This window comes from Kitasatospora sp. MAA19 (assembly GCF_029894125.1).
GTDB lineage: Bacteria > Actinomycetota > Actinomycetes > Streptomycetales > Streptomycetaceae > Kitasatospora.
On sequence record NZ_JARXYZ010000010.1, the window covers coordinates 243303 to 261457 of the forward strand.

At 71.1% G+C, this 18155-nt stretch carries 17 protein-coding genes, 1 rRNA gene and 1 riboswitch; of the genes, 7 read left to right on the top strand and 11 right to left on the bottom strand.

Annotation, left to right across the window (positions count from 1 at the left end; genetic code table 11):
- Positions 1 to 31: 31 nt before the first annotated feature.
- From P3T27_RS18285 to P3T27_RS18295, 3 genes are all read right to left on the bottom strand, one after another.
- Positions 32 to 232, bottom strand: coding sequence for a hypothetical protein (locus P3T27_RS18285; RefSeq protein ID WP_280679704.1), 201 nt, complete (start codon positions 230 to 232; stop codon positions 32 to 34).
- A 221-nt stretch (positions 233 to 453) separates the two neighbouring features.
- The gene (locus P3T27_RS18290) at positions 454 to 1749 is read right to left on the bottom strand and encodes a transglycosylase family protein (RefSeq protein ID WP_280679706.1); all 1296 of its coding nucleotides are present in this window, start codon (positions 1747 to 1749) and stop codon (positions 454 to 456) included.
- Positions 1736 to 1898: riboswitch (cyclic di-AMP (ydaO/yuaA leader) on the bottom strand. Its footprint overlaps the gene before it by 14 nt.
- Positions 1899 to 2328: 430 nt before the next feature.
- Positions 2329 to 3285 (bottom strand): hypothetical protein, encoded by a 957-nt coding sequence (locus tag P3T27_RS18295; protein WP_280679708.1) that lies wholly within the window; start codon positions 3283 to 3285, stop codon positions 2329 to 2331.
- Positions 3286 to 3842: 557 nt separating this feature from the next.
- On the opposite strand from P3T27_RS18295, the gene P3T27_RS18300 reads away from it, so the two are divergent.
- A complete protein-coding gene (locus P3T27_RS18300) occupies positions 3843 to 4106 on the top strand; it encodes a DUF397 domain-containing protein (RefSeq protein WP_280679710.1) in 264 nt (87 codons plus the stop codon).
- Between the two features lie 427 nt (positions 4107 to 4533).
- Here P3T27_RS18300 and P3T27_RS18305 read toward each other — a convergent pair whose 3' ends face one another.
- Complete coding sequence (locus P3T27_RS18305; RefSeq protein ID WP_280679712.1) at positions 4534 to 5055, bottom strand: ATP-binding protein; 522 nt, start codon at positions 5053 to 5055, stop codon at positions 4534 to 4536.
- A gap of 418 nt (positions 5056 to 5473) precedes the next feature.
- Here P3T27_RS18305 and P3T27_RS18310 point away from each other — a divergent pair, with 418 nt between their 5' ends.
- A complete protein-coding gene (locus P3T27_RS18310; protein ID WP_280679714.1) occupies positions 5474 to 6340 on the top strand; it encodes a helix-turn-helix transcriptional regulator in 867 nt (288 codons plus the stop codon).
- Positions 6341 to 6424: 84 nt separating this feature from the next.
- On the opposite strand, the gene P3T27_RS18315 is transcribed toward P3T27_RS18310, so the two are convergent.
- Both P3T27_RS18315 and P3T27_RS18320 read right to left on the bottom strand, forming a co-directional pair.
- Positions 6425 to 7003 (bottom strand): TetR/AcrR family transcriptional regulator, encoded by a 579-nt coding sequence (locus P3T27_RS18315; protein WP_280679716.1) that lies wholly within the window; start codon positions 7001 to 7003, stop codon positions 6425 to 6427.
- A 254-nt stretch (positions 7004 to 7257) separates the two neighbouring features.
- Entirely contained in the window at positions 7258 to 8772 is a 1515-nt protein-coding gene (locus P3T27_RS18320) for an MFS transporter (protein ID WP_280679718.1), read from the bottom strand.
- Positions 8773 to 8859: 87 nt separating this feature from the next.
- On the opposite strand from P3T27_RS18320, the gene P3T27_RS18325 reads away from it, so the two are divergent.
- Positions 8860 to 9291, top strand: coding sequence for a MarR family transcriptional regulator (locus tag P3T27_RS18325; RefSeq protein WP_280679720.1), 432 nt, complete (start codon positions 8860 to 8862; stop codon positions 9289 to 9291).
- A 43-nt stretch (positions 9292 to 9334) separates the two neighbouring features.
- Here P3T27_RS18325 and P3T27_RS18330 read toward each other — a convergent pair whose 3' ends face one another.
- The 5 genes from P3T27_RS18330 to P3T27_RS18350 all read right to left on the bottom strand — a co-directional run bounded on the left by P3T27_RS18330 (position 9335) and on the right by P3T27_RS18350 (position 13933).
- Positions 9335 to 10282 (bottom strand): M56 family metallopeptidase, encoded by a 948-nt coding sequence (locus tag P3T27_RS18330; protein ID WP_280679722.1) that lies wholly within the window; start codon positions 10280 to 10282, stop codon positions 9335 to 9337.
- 143 nt (positions 10283 to 10425) lie between these two features.
- The gene (locus tag P3T27_RS18335; RefSeq protein ID WP_280679724.1) at positions 10426 to 10995 is read right to left on the bottom strand and encodes a DUF5134 domain-containing protein; all 570 of its coding nucleotides are present in this window, start codon (positions 10993 to 10995) and stop codon (positions 10426 to 10428) included.
- Between the two features lie 349 nt (positions 10996 to 11344).
- Positions 11345 to 12103 (bottom strand): amino acid ABC transporter ATP-binding protein, encoded by a 759-nt coding sequence (locus P3T27_RS18340; protein WP_280679726.1) that lies wholly within the window; start codon positions 12101 to 12103, stop codon positions 11345 to 11347.
- Positions 12104 to 12143: 40 nt separating this feature from the next.
- Entirely contained in the window at positions 12144 to 13043 is a 900-nt protein-coding gene (locus P3T27_RS18345; protein ID WP_280679728.1) for an amino acid ABC transporter permease, read from the bottom strand.
- Positions 13040 to 13933, bottom strand: coding sequence for an ABC transporter substrate-binding protein (locus P3T27_RS18350; protein ID WP_280679730.1), 894 nt, complete (start codon positions 13931 to 13933; stop codon positions 13040 to 13042). Before P3T27_RS18350 ends, P3T27_RS18345 begins: the two co-directional genes overlap by 4 nt.
- Positions 13934 to 14412: 479 nt before the next feature.
- Here P3T27_RS18350 and P3T27_RS18355 point away from each other — a divergent pair, with 479 nt between their 5' ends.
- From P3T27_RS18355 to P3T27_RS18370, 4 genes are all read left to right on the top strand, one after another.
- A complete protein-coding gene (locus P3T27_RS18355; protein WP_280679733.1) occupies positions 14413 to 15813 on the top strand; it encodes a DUF6421 family protein in 1401 nt (466 codons plus the stop codon).
- Positions 15810 to 16568 (top strand): SDR family NAD(P)-dependent oxidoreductase, encoded by a 759-nt coding sequence (locus P3T27_RS18360; RefSeq protein ID WP_280679735.1) that lies wholly within the window; start codon positions 15810 to 15812, stop codon positions 16566 to 16568. The genes P3T27_RS18355 and P3T27_RS18360 overlap by 4 nt, the downstream gene beginning before the upstream one ends.
- Positions 16565 to 17641 carry a low specificity L-threonine aldolase gene (locus P3T27_RS18365; protein ID WP_280679768.1) on the top strand — a complete coding sequence of 359 codons (1077 nt, stop codon included), beginning with the start codon at positions 16565 to 16567 and terminating at the stop codon, positions 17639 to 17641. Before P3T27_RS18360 ends, P3T27_RS18365 begins: the two co-directional genes overlap by 4 nt.
- A gap of 426 nt (positions 17642 to 18067) precedes the next feature.
- Positions 18068 to 18155 (top strand): 16S ribosomal RNA (locus P3T27_RS18370); the annotation flags it as partial.

Genomic DNA, 18155 nt, shown 5'->3' on the forward strand with positions numbered 1-18155 from the left:
GGCCCGTTTCGCGTGTCGCGGGTGCGTCGGGTCAGCCCTCGTGGTCCGTGGAGGGGCGCTGGGGGAGCCGCCGGCCGTCGAGCGCGTCGCCGGTCCGGGTCTCGGTGCGGCGGCCGCGGGCCAGGTAGTCGCGCAGGACCAGTTCGACGGCGTCCTGGGGGCTCTTGGTGCCGGAGAGCATCATCGCGTCGATTGCGAGGTTCGCGTCGAGTGTGACGGTGACCTGGGCCATGGTGACTCCTCCTCTGCTGCGGAGCAGCAGCATGCCCGCTGGCGCGGGCTTTGACCATGGCCCCTGGTCGTCGGGGGCGGGATGCGCCGGAACCCCCGGAGGAGCGACCAGACTCTCCCCGGGGGCGGGCGACGGCGGACAGATAGCAGATGATGAAATCTGTTATCTGCTATCTGTCAGCCGTCATCTGTTACCTGATCCTTGTCGCTCGCCCGTCGTCCTCAGACCCGGCCGGCGAAGTCCGGGGCCCAGTTGGCGACGGTCTGCAGGCGCACGCCCGAGCTCGGGTTGGCGGCCTCGACGTACTGGCCGCCGCCGATGTAGATCGCGACGTGGTAGACGCCGGAGTCCTTGCCGTTGTTGGACCAGAACAGCAGGTCGCCCGCCTGGAGGCTGTCCAGCGAGACGTGGGTGCTGGCGGCGGCCTGGTCGGCGGCGACGCGCGGGACGGAGACGCCCGCGGCACGCAGCGCGGCCTGGGTCAGACCGGAGCAGTCCCAGCCGCCGTTGCCGGTGCCGCCGTAGACGTAGGCCTGGCCGACCTTCGACTTGGCGAAGGAGACCGCGGCGGCCATGCTGCCGGTGGCGGTCTGGGCGGGGGCCTGAGTCTGCGCCTGGGCGGCCGGCTTCGAGGCCGGGGCCTGGCTCTGCGCGGCCGGCTTGGCGTTCACGGCACCGCCGTTGGAGGTCTGGCCGGACTTCTGCGAGCGGTCGAACCAGGTGAAGCCCGAGCCGGACTGGTCGGCCTGCGCCGACTGCTGGGCCGCCTGGCCGCCGTCCTTGAACGACAGGCGCTGGCCCGGGTAGATGGTGTCCGGACCCTCGGTCAGGGTGCCGCGGTTGAGCTCGTACAGCCGCTGCCAGCCGCCCTGGACGTTGTTCTTGTCGGCGATCGAGGACAGCCAGTCGCCGGCGGCGACGGTGTAGTCCCCGCCCTGGGCCTGGGCGTTGCCCTGGGCCTGCGCCTGGTCCTGGGCCGGCGCGGCCGGCTTCGAAGCGGGCTTCGTGGCGGGGGCCTGGTCCTGCGTCGGCTTGGCGGCCGGGGCAGCGGGCTTGGCGGCAGGCTTGGCGGCGGTCGAGCCGGTGGTCGAACCGGCCGCGGTGTCGACGGACGCCGCGGCGCCGCCCTTGGTCAGGCCGGCCTGGACGGAGCACACCGGCCAGGCGCCCGGGCCCTGCGAGGCGAGCACCTTCTCGGCGACGGCGATCTGCTGGTCCTTGGTGGCCTGGTTGGCCTGCGGGGCGTAGGCGGTGCCACCGAAGGCGGCCCAGGTGCTGGAGGTGAACTGCAGGCCGCCGTAGAAGCCGTTGCCGGTGTTGATGCTCCAGTTGCCGGTGCTCTCGCACTGGGCGACCTTGTCCCAGGTGGCGACGGAGGCGGCGGAGGCGGTGCCGGAGGTAAGGCACGGGATGCTGAGGCCGACGCCCGCGACGCCGATGGCGGCGATCACGCGTCGGGTGCGGCTGGACAGACGGGTGCCGTTGGTGGGCAGCATGAAGACGCGGTCCTCTCCCACGCCTGCGAGGTGAGCTGTCGGATTCGGGCTGGAGTTGCCCGGCCGCGCTGTGGGCGCGGCTTCACCCCTAGCCCTGAACCGTTCCGAAGAGCGGTCCGGGGCGACTTACCTGTGGGTCCCCCGCTCCTGCCGTGATGCGTTTTCGCGCTGCCAGGACATCCGACGGCAGGACTCGGCGTCGCGGATGAACTGGGTCCGTGTGGCCACGAACGGGGAGCACGTTAAGCAGACTTAAGTTCAAACTGCAAACACCTGTGATGCACATCACGGTTTGGTGAGAAGCGCCATTTCCCTAACCCATCATGATCGGAAATGACCGTTTTTCGGCAACGTCGCTATAGGCGTACGTAACTGTCTGAGCTTCAGGGAGTGAGTGACGGCGCGTCGGGTCGCATGAGGGCATAGGCGCGGGAAGGGGGTGTGGGTGCGCCTCGACAGCCGGGGGGTACACCAGGCGGCGGCGAACAAATGCGAACAGAACGGACATTACTCTCATTCGCCCCTTAACTCCCGTACGGGACAAGCCGAAAGGGCCTGGAACGCTACCGTCCCGGGCCCTCTCGGTGCGCGTGGTGTCCGTTACCGGTCGGCAGGCCCCTCGGCGGCGGCGTGAGCCGCGTGGGCGGCGCGACCGGCGTGGGTGCCCTCGGCGGCCTCCGCCTCCGCCTCTGCGGCGGCCTCGGCCTCCGGGGAGGGTGCGGGCAGCGCGGCCAGGTAGGTGGAGGCGATCAGCTGGCCGACCGTCGGGTAGGCGCCCAGCGGCGCGGCGGACGGGCAGCCGGTCTCCTCGGCGGCCGCGGCGAGCAGCTCCGAGTCGGCCTCCGGCCCGATCACCAGCGGGGCCAGCGCCGGGCGCTGGGAGCCGGTCTCCTTGAGGTGGTTGACGGCCGCGGCGACCGAGCCGGGCACGTCGAGCGCGGCGGGGACGACCGGGACGGCCAGTCGGGCCGCCAGCAGGACGCCGGTGATGCCGGCCGCCGCGGCGGCGTCCTCGCCGCCGACGGTGGTGAGCACCACGCCGTCCGCGGCGGTCGCGATGGCGAACAGCCGGGCGCGGTCGGCCCGGGCCAGGCCGGCCTCGGACAGTCGCACGTGCACGGCCTCGGCGAGCAGCGGGTGCGGGCCGAGCACGTCGGTGACGGGCGCTCCGTACTCCGCGGCGAGGGCGTGAAGTTCGGTCAGGAATCCGTGCGGGCCGGGTACCAGCGGTACCAGGACCGGTGCGGGCAGGCCGGCCTCGGCGGCCATGGCCAGCAGTTCGGCGACGGTGTGCTCGTCACCGCCGGTGCTCTCGGCGGCGTTGCCGGGGAGGTAGCCGACGGCGGTCTGGACGCCGCCCTGCTCGCTGCGGACGATCGACAGCAGCTCCTCGACGACCGAGCGGGACTCGGGCCCGGCGGTCGCGGGCACGGCGAGCACCAGGGCCGGGGAGCCGGCCGGGATCTCGGGGCGCTCGGGGCGGCGGTGGCGCCCCCGCGCACGGGAGCCTGGACTACGGACGGGCAGTGGCGCGCCCGGGATGGCTGCGGTGCTCATGCCGGAGATCGTAGGACATCGGCCCGTCAGGCCTGCAGTCGGCTGCCGTTCGGGTTTCGCGTGGTCATGGTGCGTGCGCCGCGCATCCGGTGTGCCGTCCGGGTGGTTTGCCCGCAATTCGGACATATCTCCCCCTGGCCTCGGATGGTCACCGCCAGTTGCCATGACGTGTCCGACGGGGCGTCGAGTTGCGACTGTGGCGCGTGAGATGTCTCACAGCTTGAGGTTCGCTTGACGGAGGGTCACGGCGGTGCGACTCCCGGCGCCGGAAGATCAACATTCAGCGGGGAAACGCTCACGGCCGGTTATCGGAGATCTGGCGATTCACTCGGCTATGTCCGTTTACGTACCGTCAGGAGAAGGGTCCGTGAAGAGTTCGGGGCGGCGATGAAAGGCCTCGTGCACCTGCAATGTCCCGTGCTGATGCACGTGCACAGCAGCTATCATCACGTCAAGTGAGGCGTTGTGCCGGGCCGGTACGGGGCCGGTCCGTTCGTTCGGCGGGTGCCGGGGGCGCCGCGCTGGACGACCACTCCGGAGCTCTTCGGGAGATTTCTATGCACGACTCGCAGGACACGCACGGCTCGTACGACACCTACAACGGGATGGCGGCCGCCGACCTCAAGGGGGTGGTCTGGCAGAAGAGCCTGCACAGCAACTCCCAGGGGAACTGCGTCGAGTTCGCGGCCCTGCCGGGGGGCGATGTGGCGATGCGCAACTCGCGCTTCCCGGAAGGTCCGGCGCTCATCTACACGCGGGCCGAGATCGCCGCCCTGCTGCTGGGGGCCAAGGACGGGGAGTTCGACCACCTGGCGGTCTGACCGGCCGCCGTCTTCCATCGGGGGGCCGTCGTGGGTGCTGACACCGCGACGGCCTTTGTCTTTTCCGGTTCCGGTTCCGACCCCGGCTCTTCCGCGGCCGCTCCACGACCTCGCGGTCAACCCTGCGAGGGCGCCGCGAGCGGACCCGTGCGCCGTCCGGCGACCCGTCCGGCGACCCGTCCGGACCCTGTACCGCGGCCGGCCCGGCGGCCCGTCCGGTGGTTCGTCCTGCGGCTCGGCCGACAGGTGGCCCGGAAGGTGGCCCGGAGGCGTGTCCGGGGGCTGCCCCGGGAGTCGTCCGGGGAATCGTTCTGAGAGTCGCGCCGGGGCCTGTCGCGCACGTGCGCCCGGCCCGCCGGTCCGTCCTGAGGAGCCCGGGGCGTGGTCCTCCCGGGGCCTTCCTCGGCCGGCCGCGCGCCGCCTGGCGCTAGGCCGAGCGCCGGTGCCGTCCACCGAGTTCGGAACCGGTGGCCGGCTCCGCCTCGAACAGGGCCCAGACCACCTTGCCGCTGCCCAGCGGGTGCCAGCCCCAGGAGCGGCTGAAGGACTCCACCAGGTGCAGTCCGCGGCCGGATTCGGCGACGAAGTCCGCCTCCCGGGCGACCGGACCGATGCTGCTCGGATCGCTCACCGCGCAGACCACCTGGGGAGAGCGGTGGACCAGGCTTATTCGGATCGGCAGTCGGCCTTCAGCGGTCGGCTGTATGGGAAAGTCGTACCCGCCTTGGGCGCCGCCCGCGGGGTCGGGCCGTGCGCCGATCGCATGCCGTAGTGCGTTGGTCACCAGTTCCGAGGCCACCAGCGCGACGTCGTCGAACAACTCCATCAGGCCCCAGCGCTGAAGAGAGGTCCGGGCGAAGTCGCGCGCGGTTCTGACGGCTTCGAAGCGAGGAGCGAGCGTGCAGGTGACCACATGGGGGTCAATCGCCAAAGCCGTACCGGTGCTCATGAAGAGCTCCTCCCATAAGGGGGCGGACACGGCTGGACCCGCCGGGGTCATGCCGGTCACCTCCGACTCGCTCGGCCGCTCGGCCGCCCCTTCGACCAGCGCGCGCGCACTCGAACGCCCGGTGGCGCGGGGGGACGCCGCCGGGTCGGTGCACGGAGTCGCGCGTGGGGTCGACGCGGAGCCCGCGGGAATGCCAGGGATGTGCAGGTGCACGTGCACCATGGTGGTGTGCGCTCACTGCAGATGCAAGAGTCGATTCACGTGCAGTCGCACTATTGGCATATGCAAGCGCCGAATGCACGTGCATCCTGGTGCTCGGAGTGCGGAACTGATAGGAACATCCGTCAGTATCGGCACCGTGAGCGCTCAACTGATGGCAGACTGTGCGCTGTTTGCCCTAGGTGGAGGTTTCGACCGCATGACCACAGTTCAGCCGGGCGGCGGCTCGATGGTCCGCCGGATCCTCCTCGGCTCGCAGCTGCGTCGCCTGCGTGAGACGCGCGGCATCACGCGCGAGGACGCCGGCTACGCGATCCGCGCCTCCGAGTCCAAGATCAGCCGCATGGAACTCGGCCGCGTCAGCTTCAAGGAGCGCGACGTCGCCGACCTGCTCAGCCTCTACGGCGTGGACGACGGCCTGGAGCGGGAGGCCCTGCTCGGCCTCGTCCGCGAGGCCAACAAGTCCGGCTGGTGGCACAGCTTCAACGACGTGCTGCCGGGTTGGTTCCAGACCTACGTCGGTCTGGAGGAGGCTGCTCAACTGATCCGCACCTACGAGGTGCAGTTCATCCCCGGACTGCTGCAGTCCGAGGAGTACGCGCGGGCGGTTTTCGGCCAGAGTCGGCCGGTCATCAGCGAGGAGGAGGTCGAGCGGCGGGTCAGCCTCCGCCTGCGCCGCCAGAAGCTGCTGGCCGAGGGCGCCAGCCCGCGCCTGTGGGCCGTGATCGACGAGGCCGCGCTACGGCGTCCGGTCGGCGGGCCCAAGGTGATGCGCGGTCAGGTGCAGTACCTGATCGACGTCGCCGAGCAGACCAACGTCGTGATCCAGGTCATGCCGTTCCGCTTCGGCGCGCACGCGGGGGAGTCCGGGGCGTTCACGATCCTGCGCTTCCCGGAGCAGGACCTCGCGGACGTCGTGTACCTGGAGCAGCTCACCAGCGCGCTCTACCTCGACAAGCGGGACGACGTCGACGCGTACATCCAGGTCATGGAGCGGCTCTGCGTGGACAGCCTCACGCCCGAGCGCACCATAGACCTGCTGGCCTCGATCCTGAAGGAGCGCTGAGGCTCCGCCCGGCCACGGCTCAGCCGGGATGGCCCCGGTGATCCGCCGACAGCCGTCCGACACCGAGCAGCCGCCCGCCCGCCGTCAACCGCGGGCCGGCGGCCGTTCGCGTTCCGGCGGCAGCGGCTGCGGCGGGAGGCCCAGCTCCCAGGGCAGGTTGTAGCGGCGGAACAGGTCCGCCCGGATCGGCGCCAGCGGGAGCTCGGCGCCCGGCAGCAGCACCCCGATGCAGCCGCCCATCAGCGCGCTGCGCAGCACCGCGTGCTCGGCGGCCGGGTCCGGCGCGCCCCAGTCGAGCAGCAGGCCCTGGAGGATGGCGCCGAGCTGCTGCTGCTCCGGGTCCTGGACGAAGGCACCGGAGTCCGGGTCCAGGATCAGCGCGAGGTGCGAGCGCATCACGCGGGGGTGGTCCAGGGCCAGGGTGAGGACCGCGTCGATCGCACGGGCCAGCCGGGCCTCCGGAGAGGCGTCCGGCGTCAGTTCGGCGAGTGCGGAGGAAAGCGACTGGTGCATCATCCGGTGCGTCGCGGACTGCATCAGCAGTCGTTTGCCGTCGAAGTAGTACGAGAGCAGTCCGCGCGCGAGCCCCGCCCGCTCGGCGATGTCGGTCAGCGTGGTGCCCGCGTAGCCGCGCTGGTCGACCAGTTCGACGGTGGCTCGCATGATGCGCCGACGGGAGCGTTGCCGCATCTCCTCATTGACCGAATCCCCGCGAGGTGCCATCGTGTCTGCTCCGAACGTTCATTGGCTCCGAGCCAATATACTGGCGGAGCCGCAGCCGCACCGTGGATCCGCGCGCCGGTGGGCGCCGCTCGGGCGGCCGGTACGAAGACGGCCGGCTCCACCAAGACGGGGGTTTGGTGGAGCCGGCGCCATTGCCCGGTGGCCGGGGGGTCGGCCCCCGATGGCGGTGACGGTCAGTGATTGGTCAGGACTTCGGTCCGGGCCGCATTCGACCCGGCCGCAGGGTAATCATAGTCCGGCACCGTCACGGGAGTTGACTTGCTCCGGCGGTCGACCAGGGCACCCACCGCAGCGATCAGCAGACCGAGCAGCGCGACCGCCGTGACGAACATCAGGGCCGGACGGTAGCCGTCCAGCTGCGCCTGCGGGCTGTCGCCACCGGCACTGCCGGCGGTGATCATCGCGGTCGCCCCGGCCAGGACCACGGCGGTGCCGACCTGGATCGCGGTGTTCACCAGACCGGAGGCCAGGCCCTGCTCCTCGTCGCTCACGCCGTCGGTGGCGGCGATGTTCACCGACGGGAAGGCCAGCGCGAAGCCCACGCCGAGCAGCAGCATCGAGGGCAGGACCAGGACCGGGTACGAGCTGTGCTCGTCCAGCCGCAGGAACAGCGCGAACGCGCCGACCAGGGCCAGCAGGCCGATCGGCAGCAGCCGACCGGTGCCGAAGCGGTCCACGATCGGACCCATGAACGGCGCCGAGAGCGCGATGAAGGCGCCGGCCGGCAGCAGCCCGAGGGCCATCTGCAGCGCGGACCAGCCGAGCAGGTGCTGCAGGTAGAGCGTGACGATGAACTGGAACCCGCCGTACGCGCCGGTCATCGTGAAGGCGATCACGTTGGCCCGGGCGACCGAGCCGTTGCGGAAGATGCCGAGCCGGACCAGCGGGTGTGCGGTGCGGCTCTCGACCACGAGGAAGGCGGCGGCGAGCGCGACCACCACGGCCAGCGAGCCGACGGTGCGCAGGCTCAGCCAGCCGGCGCCCTGTGCCTCGGTGACGGTGAACACCAGCAGCAGCACGGTCGTGGTGCCGGTGATCGCGCCCAGCACGTCGTAGCCGCCCTTGGCGCGCTCCTCGGTCGGGCGGGGAAGCAGCCGGATCGCGAAGACCAGGGCGAGCAGCGCGACCGGGACGGGCATCAGGAAGGTCCAGCGCCAGCCGACCGAGGTGAGCAGGCCGCTGAGCACCAGACCGAGCGAGAAGCCGCTGGCGCCGCAGGTGGTGTAGATCGACAGCGCCCGGTTGCGGGCGGGGCCCTCGGCGAAGGTCGTGGTGATGATCGACAGGCCGGCCGGCGCGGTGAAGGCGGCGCTGACGCCCTTGAGGAAGCGGGCCGCGATCAGCAGGCCGCCGTCGTCGACCAGGCCGCCGACCAGTGAGGCGGCGGCGAAGGCGCCCAGGGCGATCAGAAAGACCCGGCGGCGGCCGAGCAGGTCGGCGGCGCGGCCGCCGAGCAGCAGCAGGCCGCCGTAGCCGAGCACGTAGCCGGAGACCACCCACTGCAGGGCGGAGGTGGAGAGGTGGAGCTCGGAGCCGATGGACGGGAGGGCGACGCCGACCATGGAGACGTCCAGGGCGTCCAGGAACATGGCGGCGCAGAGCACGATCAGGGTGCCCCAGAGGCGGGGTGTCCAGCTCATCCCGCTGGTTGACGAGGCGTCGGGTGACGTGACGGTCGCGGTGGTCATGGGGAGGACAGTACATGCACGTGCATTCAATGCAAATGAATAAGATGTGAACGCATAATTTTACGGCGCATATGCTAAGGTGGTGGTGTGGCTGATCTCGACTCCCCGGCGGAGGCCGGTTTTGTGGCGCAGTGGCGTGACCTGCTGGCCCGGCACGCCGCCACGTCCTGCATGCTCGATCGCGAGCTGGGTGACAAGTGCGGGTTGGGCATGAGCGAGTTCGAGGTGCTGGAGCGCCTGGTGGAGGGGTGCGGGGGCGGCGGTCAGGCGCTGCGGGCGCAGGATCTGGCCCACACCGTCCACCTGAGTCAGAGCGCGCTGTCCCGGGTGATCGCCCGCCTGGAGAAGGGCGGACTGGTCACCCGGGCGATGTGCGAGAGCGACCGGCGGGGCATCGTGATCACCCTGACCGAGGCCGGGCGGGAGCGGTACGAGCAGGCCAGGCCGCTCCATCGCGAGGTGCTCGAACTGACCCTCGGTGCCCCAATCGGGCCGCTGGACGACTCCTCGTCGAACTGACTCGACGTCACTTGACCGGGCCGGCGGCCGGGTTGGGGCGGAATCAGAACATCGAGGCCAGTCCTGGGGCGGCGGCCAGCAGGACGGCGGCGGCCGGCGCGGCGAGGGCCGCGACGGTGAGTCGCAGCCGGTGCGGGACGGACAGTCGCGGGCGGCCCGCGAGCAGCCGGTCCACCCGGCGCGGGGACTGTGCGAGACCGGGCGGGCAGGAGCCGAACACCCCGCGGTCCAGGTTGAGTTCGGCCAGTGCGAGGGCGGTGGTGTGCCGACCGTGCCGACGTGCCGCCCGGTCGTCGGCCGCCAGCTCGACCAGGTCGTCCACCTGGCGCTGGAAGGCGCTGAACACGCCGACCCCCGGGAAGCCCGACGCGAGCGCCTGCGCGCACTGCTTCAGCCAGTGGTGCCGGGCCCGGACATGCCCGCGCTCGTGGCTCAGGACGGCGGCCAACTCCCGGTCGGTCAGCTGCTGGAGGGCTCCGGTGGTGACCACCAGGCGGGAGTCCGGGCCGGGCAGCGACCACGCCTCCGGGCGGACGTTCTCCAGCACCACCAGCCGCTCCCGTCGGCTCCGGGCGGCCGCGATGGCCTCGGGCAACTCCGGGGCCCGGCTCGTCAGTTGGGCGTGACGACGGTTGCGCAGAGCTTTGGCGGTACGGACCTCGCGGGTGATCGCCAGCACCGTCTGCACGCCGCCCGCCGCCAGCACCGCGGCGCACAACCGGCCCCAGCCCTCGGCGTTCTGCAGGCCGTACGCGGCCTCGACACCGTGCGGCGCGCCCGCGAACAGCAGGGCGCGCAGCTCGGGCAGGGCGGCGGAGGCGGCCAGCAGCAGGCCCAGGACGCAGCACAGCAGCACGGCCACCACGAGGCACTGCCACACCAGCAGCGCCAGCACCGGTTCGCGCTCCACCCAGCGGGCCCGGGCCAGCAGCCGGGGCACGACGGTCGAGAGCAGCAGTCCGAGCAGTAGCAGGCCGATCAGGGCAGTCATCGCATGGGCTCCCCGAGTACGCACGGAACGCGACAACGCGCTCCCTGCCAACCTATGCGCTGTCGACGTCCGGAGGAACGGCTTTCGACCGGCCAGTGACCAACGCCACGCGGGGGGTGGGGTCTTGGCCCGCGTGGCGGGCCTCACATGGTCAGGAGCATGGCGAACATGCCGATGCCCATGGTGAGTCGGCAGGCCTGCGGCAACCCGGCGGTGCCGACCGCCAGGGCCCCGGAGGAGGTGTGCAGGAGCCGGGCGCCGACCCAGAGGGAGTACCCGCCGAAGTAGAGAAGGAGGGTGCCGGTCAGCAGCGGCGCGCCGGCGTCGGCGGCGTGGTGGTGATGGCCGCCGGAGGTGGCGGTCATCGAGAGTGCCATGTACGTCATGGCGCTCGCGCCGACCGCGTGGTGCAGCCGGTGCGCCCGGCGGGCCGGGCCGTGCGCGGCGGCGAGCAGGAAGGCGGCGGCCGGGACGCCGAACACCAAGGCCCAGACGGTGGCCGGGACGGCGTGCCCGGTCACGGCCATCGCGGCCATGCCGAGCCCCATCAGGGCCTCGGCGGCGTCGGACTCCCGGGCGAGCAGGCGGTGCGCGCCGAAGTGGGGCGTGGCGCCGGCGGCGCAGGGGGAGTGGCGCAGCCGGGCGAGGCAGTAGGCCCCGGCGGCGGTGGTGAGGAGGGCGAGCAGCCAGTTGATCAGCGCGGATCCGTGCAACGGCGGCCTCCCGGGGCGGCGGGTGGCGGGCGGCCGGCGTCGATGTGGTGGGCGGTGGCGGACAGGGCGCGGAGGACGGCTGACGGATGACGGCGAACAGATAACAGATGACAGATAACGTCATCTGTTATCTGTTCGCCGTCATCCGTTCCCGCCCCTCTGCCTGTCGCCCGCTGCCCGCTGCCCGCCACACCGACACCCGCCGCCCGCGGTCTGGACGGTCGTCCCGTCCACGATCACCGCTGCGGCCCGGGCGCAGCCAGGCGCGCACCGGGGCGCACGGTGGTGCCCACCGGTGTGCGGACACCGATCGCGCACCCCGTCGTAAGGTCCCCGCTTCCGACCCGGCTCAGCCCTGCAGCCGCCCCGAGGCGACGACCCGGCTCAGGAACCGCCGCGTCCGCTCCTCCCGCGGATCGCCGAACACCTGCTCCGGCGGCCCCTGTTCGAGTACCACCCCGCCGTCCAGGAAGCAGACCTGGTCGGCGACCTCACGCGCGAACCCCATCTCGTGGGTGGAGAGGACCATCGTCATCCCCTGCTCCTTGAGGTCGCGCACCACCGAGAGCACCTCCCCGACCAGGACCGGGTCGAGCGCCGCGGTGATCTCGTCGAGCAGCAGTAGCCGCGGCCCGGTGGCCAGCGCCCGCACGATGGCGACGCGCTGCTGCTGTCCGCCGGAGAGCCGGTCCGGGTACTCCTTCGCCTTGGCCGCCAGCCCGAGCCGGTCGAGCAGCTCCAGCGCCCTCGTCTCGGCCTCGGCCCGCCCGCGGCCGTGCACCCGGCGCGGGGCGAGCGTGATGTTCTCCAGCACGGTCATGTGCGGGAACAGGTTGTACGACTGGAACACCACGCCGATCCGGCGTCGGACGGCGTCCTGGTCCGCGCGGGGGTCGGTGATCTCCGCCCCGTCCAGGAAGATCGCCCCGTCGTCGATCCCCTCCAGCAGGTTGACGCACCGCATCAGCGTGGACTTGCCGGAGCCGGAGGCTCCGATCAGCGCCGTCACCGAGTGCTCGGGCACCGTGAACCCCACGTCGCGCAGCACCACCTGCCCGCCGAAGGTCTTGCGCACCGACTCCAGCCGGAGCACGTCGGCCCCGCTCATACGACCACCTCCCCTCGTGCGACCACCTTGCCGCGCCCGCTCACACCGCACCTCCCTGGAACTGCCGACGGTTCGTCCGGGCGGTCAGCCAGTCGGCGAACCGGGTCAGCGGGATGGTCAGCACGATGAACACCAGCCCCGCCACCAGGTAGGGCGTGAAGTTGAACGACCGGGCCGCGATGATCTTCGCCGCGTACACCGCGTCGATCGCCCCGCCGATCGAGACCAGCCCGGTGTCCTTCTGCAGGCTGACCAGGTTGTTCAGCAGCGGCGGCACCACCCGCCGGACGGCCTGCGGCAGGACCACGTACCGCATCGCCTGCGCGTTGGTGAGCCCGAGCGAGCGGGCCGCAGCCCGCTGGCTCGGGTGCACCGACTCGATCCCGGAACGGAACACCTCCGACACGTACGCGGAGTAGGTCAGCACCAGCGCGGCCCCGCCGAGCAGCAGCGGATCGGTGGTCACCCCGCTGAGCCGCAGCGCCGGCACTCCGGTGATCATCACCAGCAGGCAGATGATCATCGGCAGCCCGAGGAAGAAGTCCACGTACACGGTGGCCAGCAGCCGAACCGGCAGGAACACCGGCCCGCGCAGCGTCCGCAGCACCGCGAGCAGCAGGCCGAACACCAGGATCAGCGCGCCGCACCCGAGCATCAGCTCCAGGTTGAGCCGCAGCCCCTTCAGTACCTCGGGCAGCGCCTGGCGGGCGTAGTCGGCATTGAAGAAGGTCTTCCGAGTCACCTCCCAGCCGGGGGAGTTGACGACCAGCAGGTAGAGCGCGACGGCGGTCGCCAGGGCCGACCCGGCAGCGATCAGCGCCGACCGGCGGGCCCGGCCACGCCGGTACGCCTCGTGCGCCAGCCGCCGTTCGGACGGGCGATAAGCGTCGTCGTCGCCCTTGACGACCACCGCCCCGGTGGCCGCCGTGTCGCCGCTCACTTGAGCACCGGCGCCGAGACGGCGTCGGAGAGCCACTGCTTCTCCAGCTTCGCGAGCGTGCCGTCGGAGCGCAGCGCGTCCACCGCCTGCGACACGCAGCCGGTCAGCTTCGAGCCCTTGTCCAGCACCAGGCCGAACTGCTCGCCCTGCGAGGCCCCCTCGAACTGGCCCACCACCTGCGCCTCCGGCACCTCGGCGCCGGTGATGTAGAACGCCGTCGGCAGGTCGACCACGAGCGCCTCGACCTGGCCGTTCTTCAGGGCGGCCTTCGCGAGGTCGTTGGAGTCGAACACGGCCGGCTGGACGCTCGGCTTGATGGTGTTGGTGACGGTGTCGAGGCTGGTGGTGCCGACCTGGGCGCCCAGCTTGGTGCCCTTCAGGTCGGCGATGCTCTTCGCACCCGCCGCCTTGGAGTTCTTCAGCGCGATGACGGCCTGGCGCACGTCGTAGTAGCCGGAGGAGAAGTCGACCGCCTGCCTGCGCTCGTCGCTGATGGACACCTGGTTGATGTCGAAGTCGAAGTCCTTGACTCCCGGCGAGGTGGCCTTGCCGAACGGCGCGACCACCCAGCCGACCTTCTCCTTGGGGTAGCCCAGCTTCTCCGCCACCGCGTAGGCCACGGCGGACTCGAACCCCTTGCCGTTCTCCGGCTTGTCCTCGGAGAACCACGGGTCGTACGCGGGCTTGTCGGTGCCGACGGTCAGCGTCCCCGCCGTCCGGGTCGCCAGCGCCCCCGGCGCGCAACCCGCGGCCGCACCGGCCGTGCCCGACGCGCCGGAGGCGGCGGCCCCGTCGGACTTGGCGTCCTGCGGCGCGCACGCGGTCAGTGCGGCGGCCGCGGCCAGCAGCGCGGCGAGGGGCAGTACGGCGGACGGCTTGCGGAAGGTCATGGCAGGGCTCCAGGGAGGAAGGACCGGGCGGGACAGTGGGGGCGACGGCGCGGGCCGGGGCCGGCCGCGGGCCCGGCGGGTCACTTCCCCCCGGTGGCGGCGCCGGAACACACACGGCATGGTCGGCGTACGGGCCCGCGTCCGCGGCGCCCTCCGAGCCGGATCAGCGACAGCGGCGGCAGAGGCCGCGCACGCGACAGCAGGCGTGACAACGAGAGGGCACCCGGAACAGGCCGATGTGGCGCTCGGCCACCGTGATCACCGCCGGGAGCATGGCGGGAGGTTCGCATCCCGACGGCGCATCTGTCCAGAACATCCAGATCCCTGTCCACATGCCGGACACCCGGCCGTCGGAGCCGCGCCTCTGGCCTCGGCGAGGCCTCGACGGGAGCTTCGTCGGTCGCAGCCCCCTTGAACAGGAGAACCTTTCGTACTTATGGTGTCTCCGTTGAAATAACTCCTGTCGAAGTGAGTCCCCGATGCAGAATCTTTCGCCAAGGCTCGCTGCGGCGGCCGACGCCCCGGTCTCGACCCTCGCCGGCCACCCGGCCTGGCTGCGCCTGAAGGAGGCCGTCGAGACGCTGCGCCCGCTGCAGTCCAAGGACGGTTCGATCGACCTGTCCGCCGTCCAGCGGCACACCGTCGACCCGCTGGTGGCCACCGTCCGCGCCGCGGTCGAGGAGCTCGCCCCGCTCTTCCCGCACGACGCCGCCTACCTGGCCGCGGTCGACGCGGACCTGGCGAAGTGGGCCGACACCGGCTACCGGGAGCCCGACTTCCTGGACTCGCTGCTTGCCTTCCAGCCCGCGGACCAGCGCGAGGACGGCCTGGAGCACCTGGTCGTGTTCGCGATGTACACCCAGAACGGCAACCCGAACCGCAACCTGGAAGCCGTCCTGCTGCGCGTCGTGTGGCCCGACTGGCTGGCCGAGCTGGAGCGCACCCGCTTCGACAACCCGATGTTCGTGCCGATCACCTTCACCGACTTCACGGCCGGCTACGACACCAACTCCGCCGTCCTCTTCCCCGAGACGGTCGCCGTGCGCAAGGCGCCGGAACGTTTCACCTGGGGCGGTATCTTCTGCGACCGCGAGGCCGCCCGCTTCCGCGCCGTCACCACCAGCGCCGTCCAGCAGCTCGGCCTGGAGATTCCGGCCGACGCCGAGGGCCTGCTCCAGGACCAGGAGCGCGCGCAGGAGACCTTCGTCCTGTGGGACCTCGTCCACGACCGCACCCACAGCCACGGCGACCTGCCGTTCGACCCCTTCATGATCAAGCAGCGCAGCCCGTTCTGGATGTACGGCCTGGAGGAGCTCCGCTGCGACCTCACCACCTTCAAGGAGGCGGTGAAGCTGGAGGCCGAGGGCAACGCCCACGCCCGCGACGTCCAGTACGCGATCCTCTTCGACCGCCTGTTCCGCTTCCCGGTCAGCGGCGACCGGGTCCGCAACTACGACGGCCTCGGCGGCCAGCTGCTCTTCGCCTACCTGCACAAGCACGACGCGCTGCGCTGGCGCGACAACCGCCTCAGCATCGACTGGGACCGGGCCCCGCAGGTCACCAACGCGCTGTGCGCCGAGATCGAGACCCTCTACCGAGACGGCATCGACCGGCCCAAGCCGGCCCACTGGATCGCCGCCTACCAGCTGGTCTCCCGCTACCTCACCCCGCACCCCGCCTCCACCTGGGCGAAGGGCCCCGACGCGCTCCCGCTCGATCTCATCGACGGCAAGGCCCTCAACAAGGCCCTGTGTGACGCCGTGCTCCCGGACGAGTTCCCGCTGAGCATGTTCTACGAGGCCCTGTCCAAGAAGCTCAACGGCGTCATCGCCGCCACCGCCGGCATCACCGGCGCCGGTATCCAGGGAGCCGCCGCGTGACCACGACCTCCAACTCCCCGCTGGCCGGCAAGGTCATCGCCGTCGCCGGAGCCAGCGGCCCGGCCGGCCAGGCGGTGCTGCGCCGCCTCGCCGACGACGGCGCGACCGTGATCGGCGCCGACATCGACGCCCGGCGCCTCGAGTCCGCGCTGGACTCCACCCGCGTCGCCGTGCGCGGAGCCAAGGTCAGCGGCCAGGTGATCGACCTGCTCGACCCGCAGGAGGTCCACGACTGGGCCGACCACCTGGAGGCCGAGCACGGCCACGTCGACGGCCTGTTCCACCTGGTCGGCGGCTGGCGCGGCAGCAAGACCTTCTTCGACACCCGCCTGGACGACTGGGACTTCCTGCACGACACCGTCGTGCGCACCCTCCAGCACACCTCGCTGGCCTTCCAGCCCGCCCTGGTCCGCAGCCCCGCCGGCCGCTACGCGATGATCTCCGCCGCCGCCGCCCACAAGCCCACCGCGGGCGGCGCCGCCTACTCGGCCGCCAAGGCCGCCACCGAGGCCTGGACCCTCGCCATGGCCGACTCCTTCAAGAAGGAGACCACCGCCTCCGACGGCGAGCCCACCGCCGCGGCTGCGATCCTGGTCATCAAGGCGCTGGTCAGCCCTGAAATGCGGGCCGAGAAGCCGGAGGCGAAGTTCGCCGGCTTCACCGACACCGCCGACCTCGCCGGACACCTGGCGGGCCTCTGGGACCGCCCCGCAGCAGAACTGAACGGACAGCACCTGTGGCTGACAGCACGATGACCGACCCCACCCGCACGGACGCGGCACGGCGGCACGACCCCGCCGTCCGGGGCTTCGCCAGCGACAACTACGCCGGCGTGCACCCGGAGATCCTCGCCGCGATCGCCCTCGCCAACGGCGGCCACCAGGTCGCGTACGGCGAGGACGACTACACGGCCCACCTGCAGGACGTCTTCCGCCGCCACTTCGGGGGCAAGGCCGAGGCCTACCCGGTGTTCAACGGCACCGGCGCCAACGTGGTCGCCCTCCAGGCGCTGCTCCCGCGCTGGGGCGCCGTGGTCTGCGCCGAGACCGCTCACGTCCACGTGGACGAGGGCGGCGCTCCGGAGAAGATGGGCGGCATCAAGCTGCTCACCGTCCCCACTCCGGACGGCAAGCTCACCCCCGAGCTGCTCGACCAGCAGGCCTGGGGCTTCGGCGACGAGCACCGCGCGCAGCCGCTCGCGGTCACCATCGCCCAGAGCACCGAGCTCGGCACCGTCTACACCCCCGACGAGATCCGCGCGATCACCGAGCACGCCCACCAGCTCGGCATGCTCGTCCACGTCGACGGCTCCCGCCTGGCCAACGCCGCCGCCTCGCTCGGCCTGCCGCTGCGCGCCTTCACCACGGACGTGGGCGTCGACGTGCTCTCCTATGGCGGGACGAAGAACGGCCTGCTGTTCGGCGAGGTCGTGGTGGTGCTCAACCCCGAGCGGGTGCGCAACATCAAGTTCCTGCGCAAGACCTCGATGCAGCTCGCCTCGAAGATGCGCTTCCTCTCCGTCCAATTCGAGGCGCTGCTCTCCGGCGACCTCTATCTGCGCAACGCCGGCCACGCCAACGCGATGGCCAGCCGGCTGGAGGCGGCGGTCCGGAAGATCGACGGCGTCGAGATCGTCCGCCCGGTCCAGTCGAACGCGGTGTACGCGATCCTTCCCCGCGAGGTGAGCGAGCGGCTGCAGAAGCGCTACCGCTTCTACTTCTGGAACGAGCACACCGGTGAGGTGCGCTGGATGTGCTCCTTCGACACCACGGAGGCCGACATCGACGCCTTCGCGGCGGCCATCGTCGAGGAGATGGGCCGCGCCTGACGGTGCCTGAACAACGGATCGTCCCGTCCTGCGACAGCAGGGCGGGACGATTTGCATGTGGCGGGTCCGTCCCCGTACAGTTCCGGAGTCGCCGCGAGAGAGCGGGGACAAGCGGAAAGCGAAATCCGATGAATGAAACTCCGGAAAATGGAGCGGAAAACATCTGATAAGCTTGAAACACGAAAGAACGAAGCACCCGGAGGGCCTGCTGGAAGGCGGTCCGAAGGAAGTGTCCGTTCCTTGAGAACTCAACAGCGTGCCAAAAGTCAACGCCAGATATGTTGACATCCCCGGCCTCGATCGTCTGATCGGGGTTGGAGATTCCTTTTGAAGTAAAACACTAGCGAGGACGCAGTGCGCGGGATCACCCTATTCCGGTGGTTGCCGTGCCGCTCGACGCGGGTGTTACTCGATTACGAGTAAGCATTCACGGAGAGTTTGATCCTGGCTCAGGACGAACGCTGGCGGCGTGCTTAACACATGCAAGTCGAACGGTGAAGCCCTTCGGGGTGGA

Coding starts and splice junctions, on each gene's coding strand:
- P3T27_RS18285 (WP_280679704.1), bottom strand. CDS start 232: ATGGCCCAGGTCACCGTCACACTCGACGCGAACCTCGCAATCGACGCG.
- P3T27_RS18295 (WP_280679708.1), bottom strand. CDS start 3,285: ATGAGCACCGCAGCCATCCCGGGCGCGCCACTGCCCGTCCGTAGTCCA.
- P3T27_RS18300 (WP_280679710.1), top strand. CDS start 3,843: ATGCACGACTCGCAGGACACGCACGGCTCGTACGACACCTACAACGGG.
- P3T27_RS18305 (WP_280679712.1), bottom strand. CDS start 5,055: ATGAGCACCGGTACGGCTTTGGCGATTGACCCCCATGTGGTCACCTGC.
- P3T27_RS18310 (WP_280679714.1), top strand. CDS start 5,474: ATGACCACAGTTCAGCCGGGCGGCGGCTCGATGGTCCGCCGGATCCTC.
- P3T27_RS18315 (WP_280679716.1), bottom strand. CDS start 7,003: ATGCGAGCCACCGTCGAACTGGTCGACCAGCGCGGCTACGCGGGCACC.
- P3T27_RS18320 (WP_280679718.1), bottom strand. CDS start 8,772: ATGACCACCGCGACCGTCACGTCACCCGACGCCTCGTCAACCAGCGGG.
- P3T27_RS18330 (WP_280679722.1), bottom strand. CDS start 10,282: ATGACTGCCCTGATCGGCCTGCTACTGCTCGGACTGCTGCTCTCGACC.
- P3T27_RS18340 (WP_280679726.1), bottom strand. CDS start 12,103: ATGAGCGGGGCCGACGTGCTCCGGCTGGAGTCGGTGCGCAAGACCTTC.
- P3T27_RS18350 (WP_280679730.1), bottom strand. CDS start 13,933: ATGACCTTCCGCAAGCCGTCCGCCGTACTGCCCCTCGCCGCGCTGCTG.
- P3T27_RS18355 (WP_280679733.1), top strand. CDS start 14,413: ATGCAGAATCTTTCGCCAAGGCTCGCTGCGGCGGCCGACGCCCCGGTC.
- P3T27_RS18365 (WP_280679768.1), top strand. CDS start 16,565: ATGACCGACCCCACCCGCACGGACGCGGCACGGCGGCACGACCCCGCC.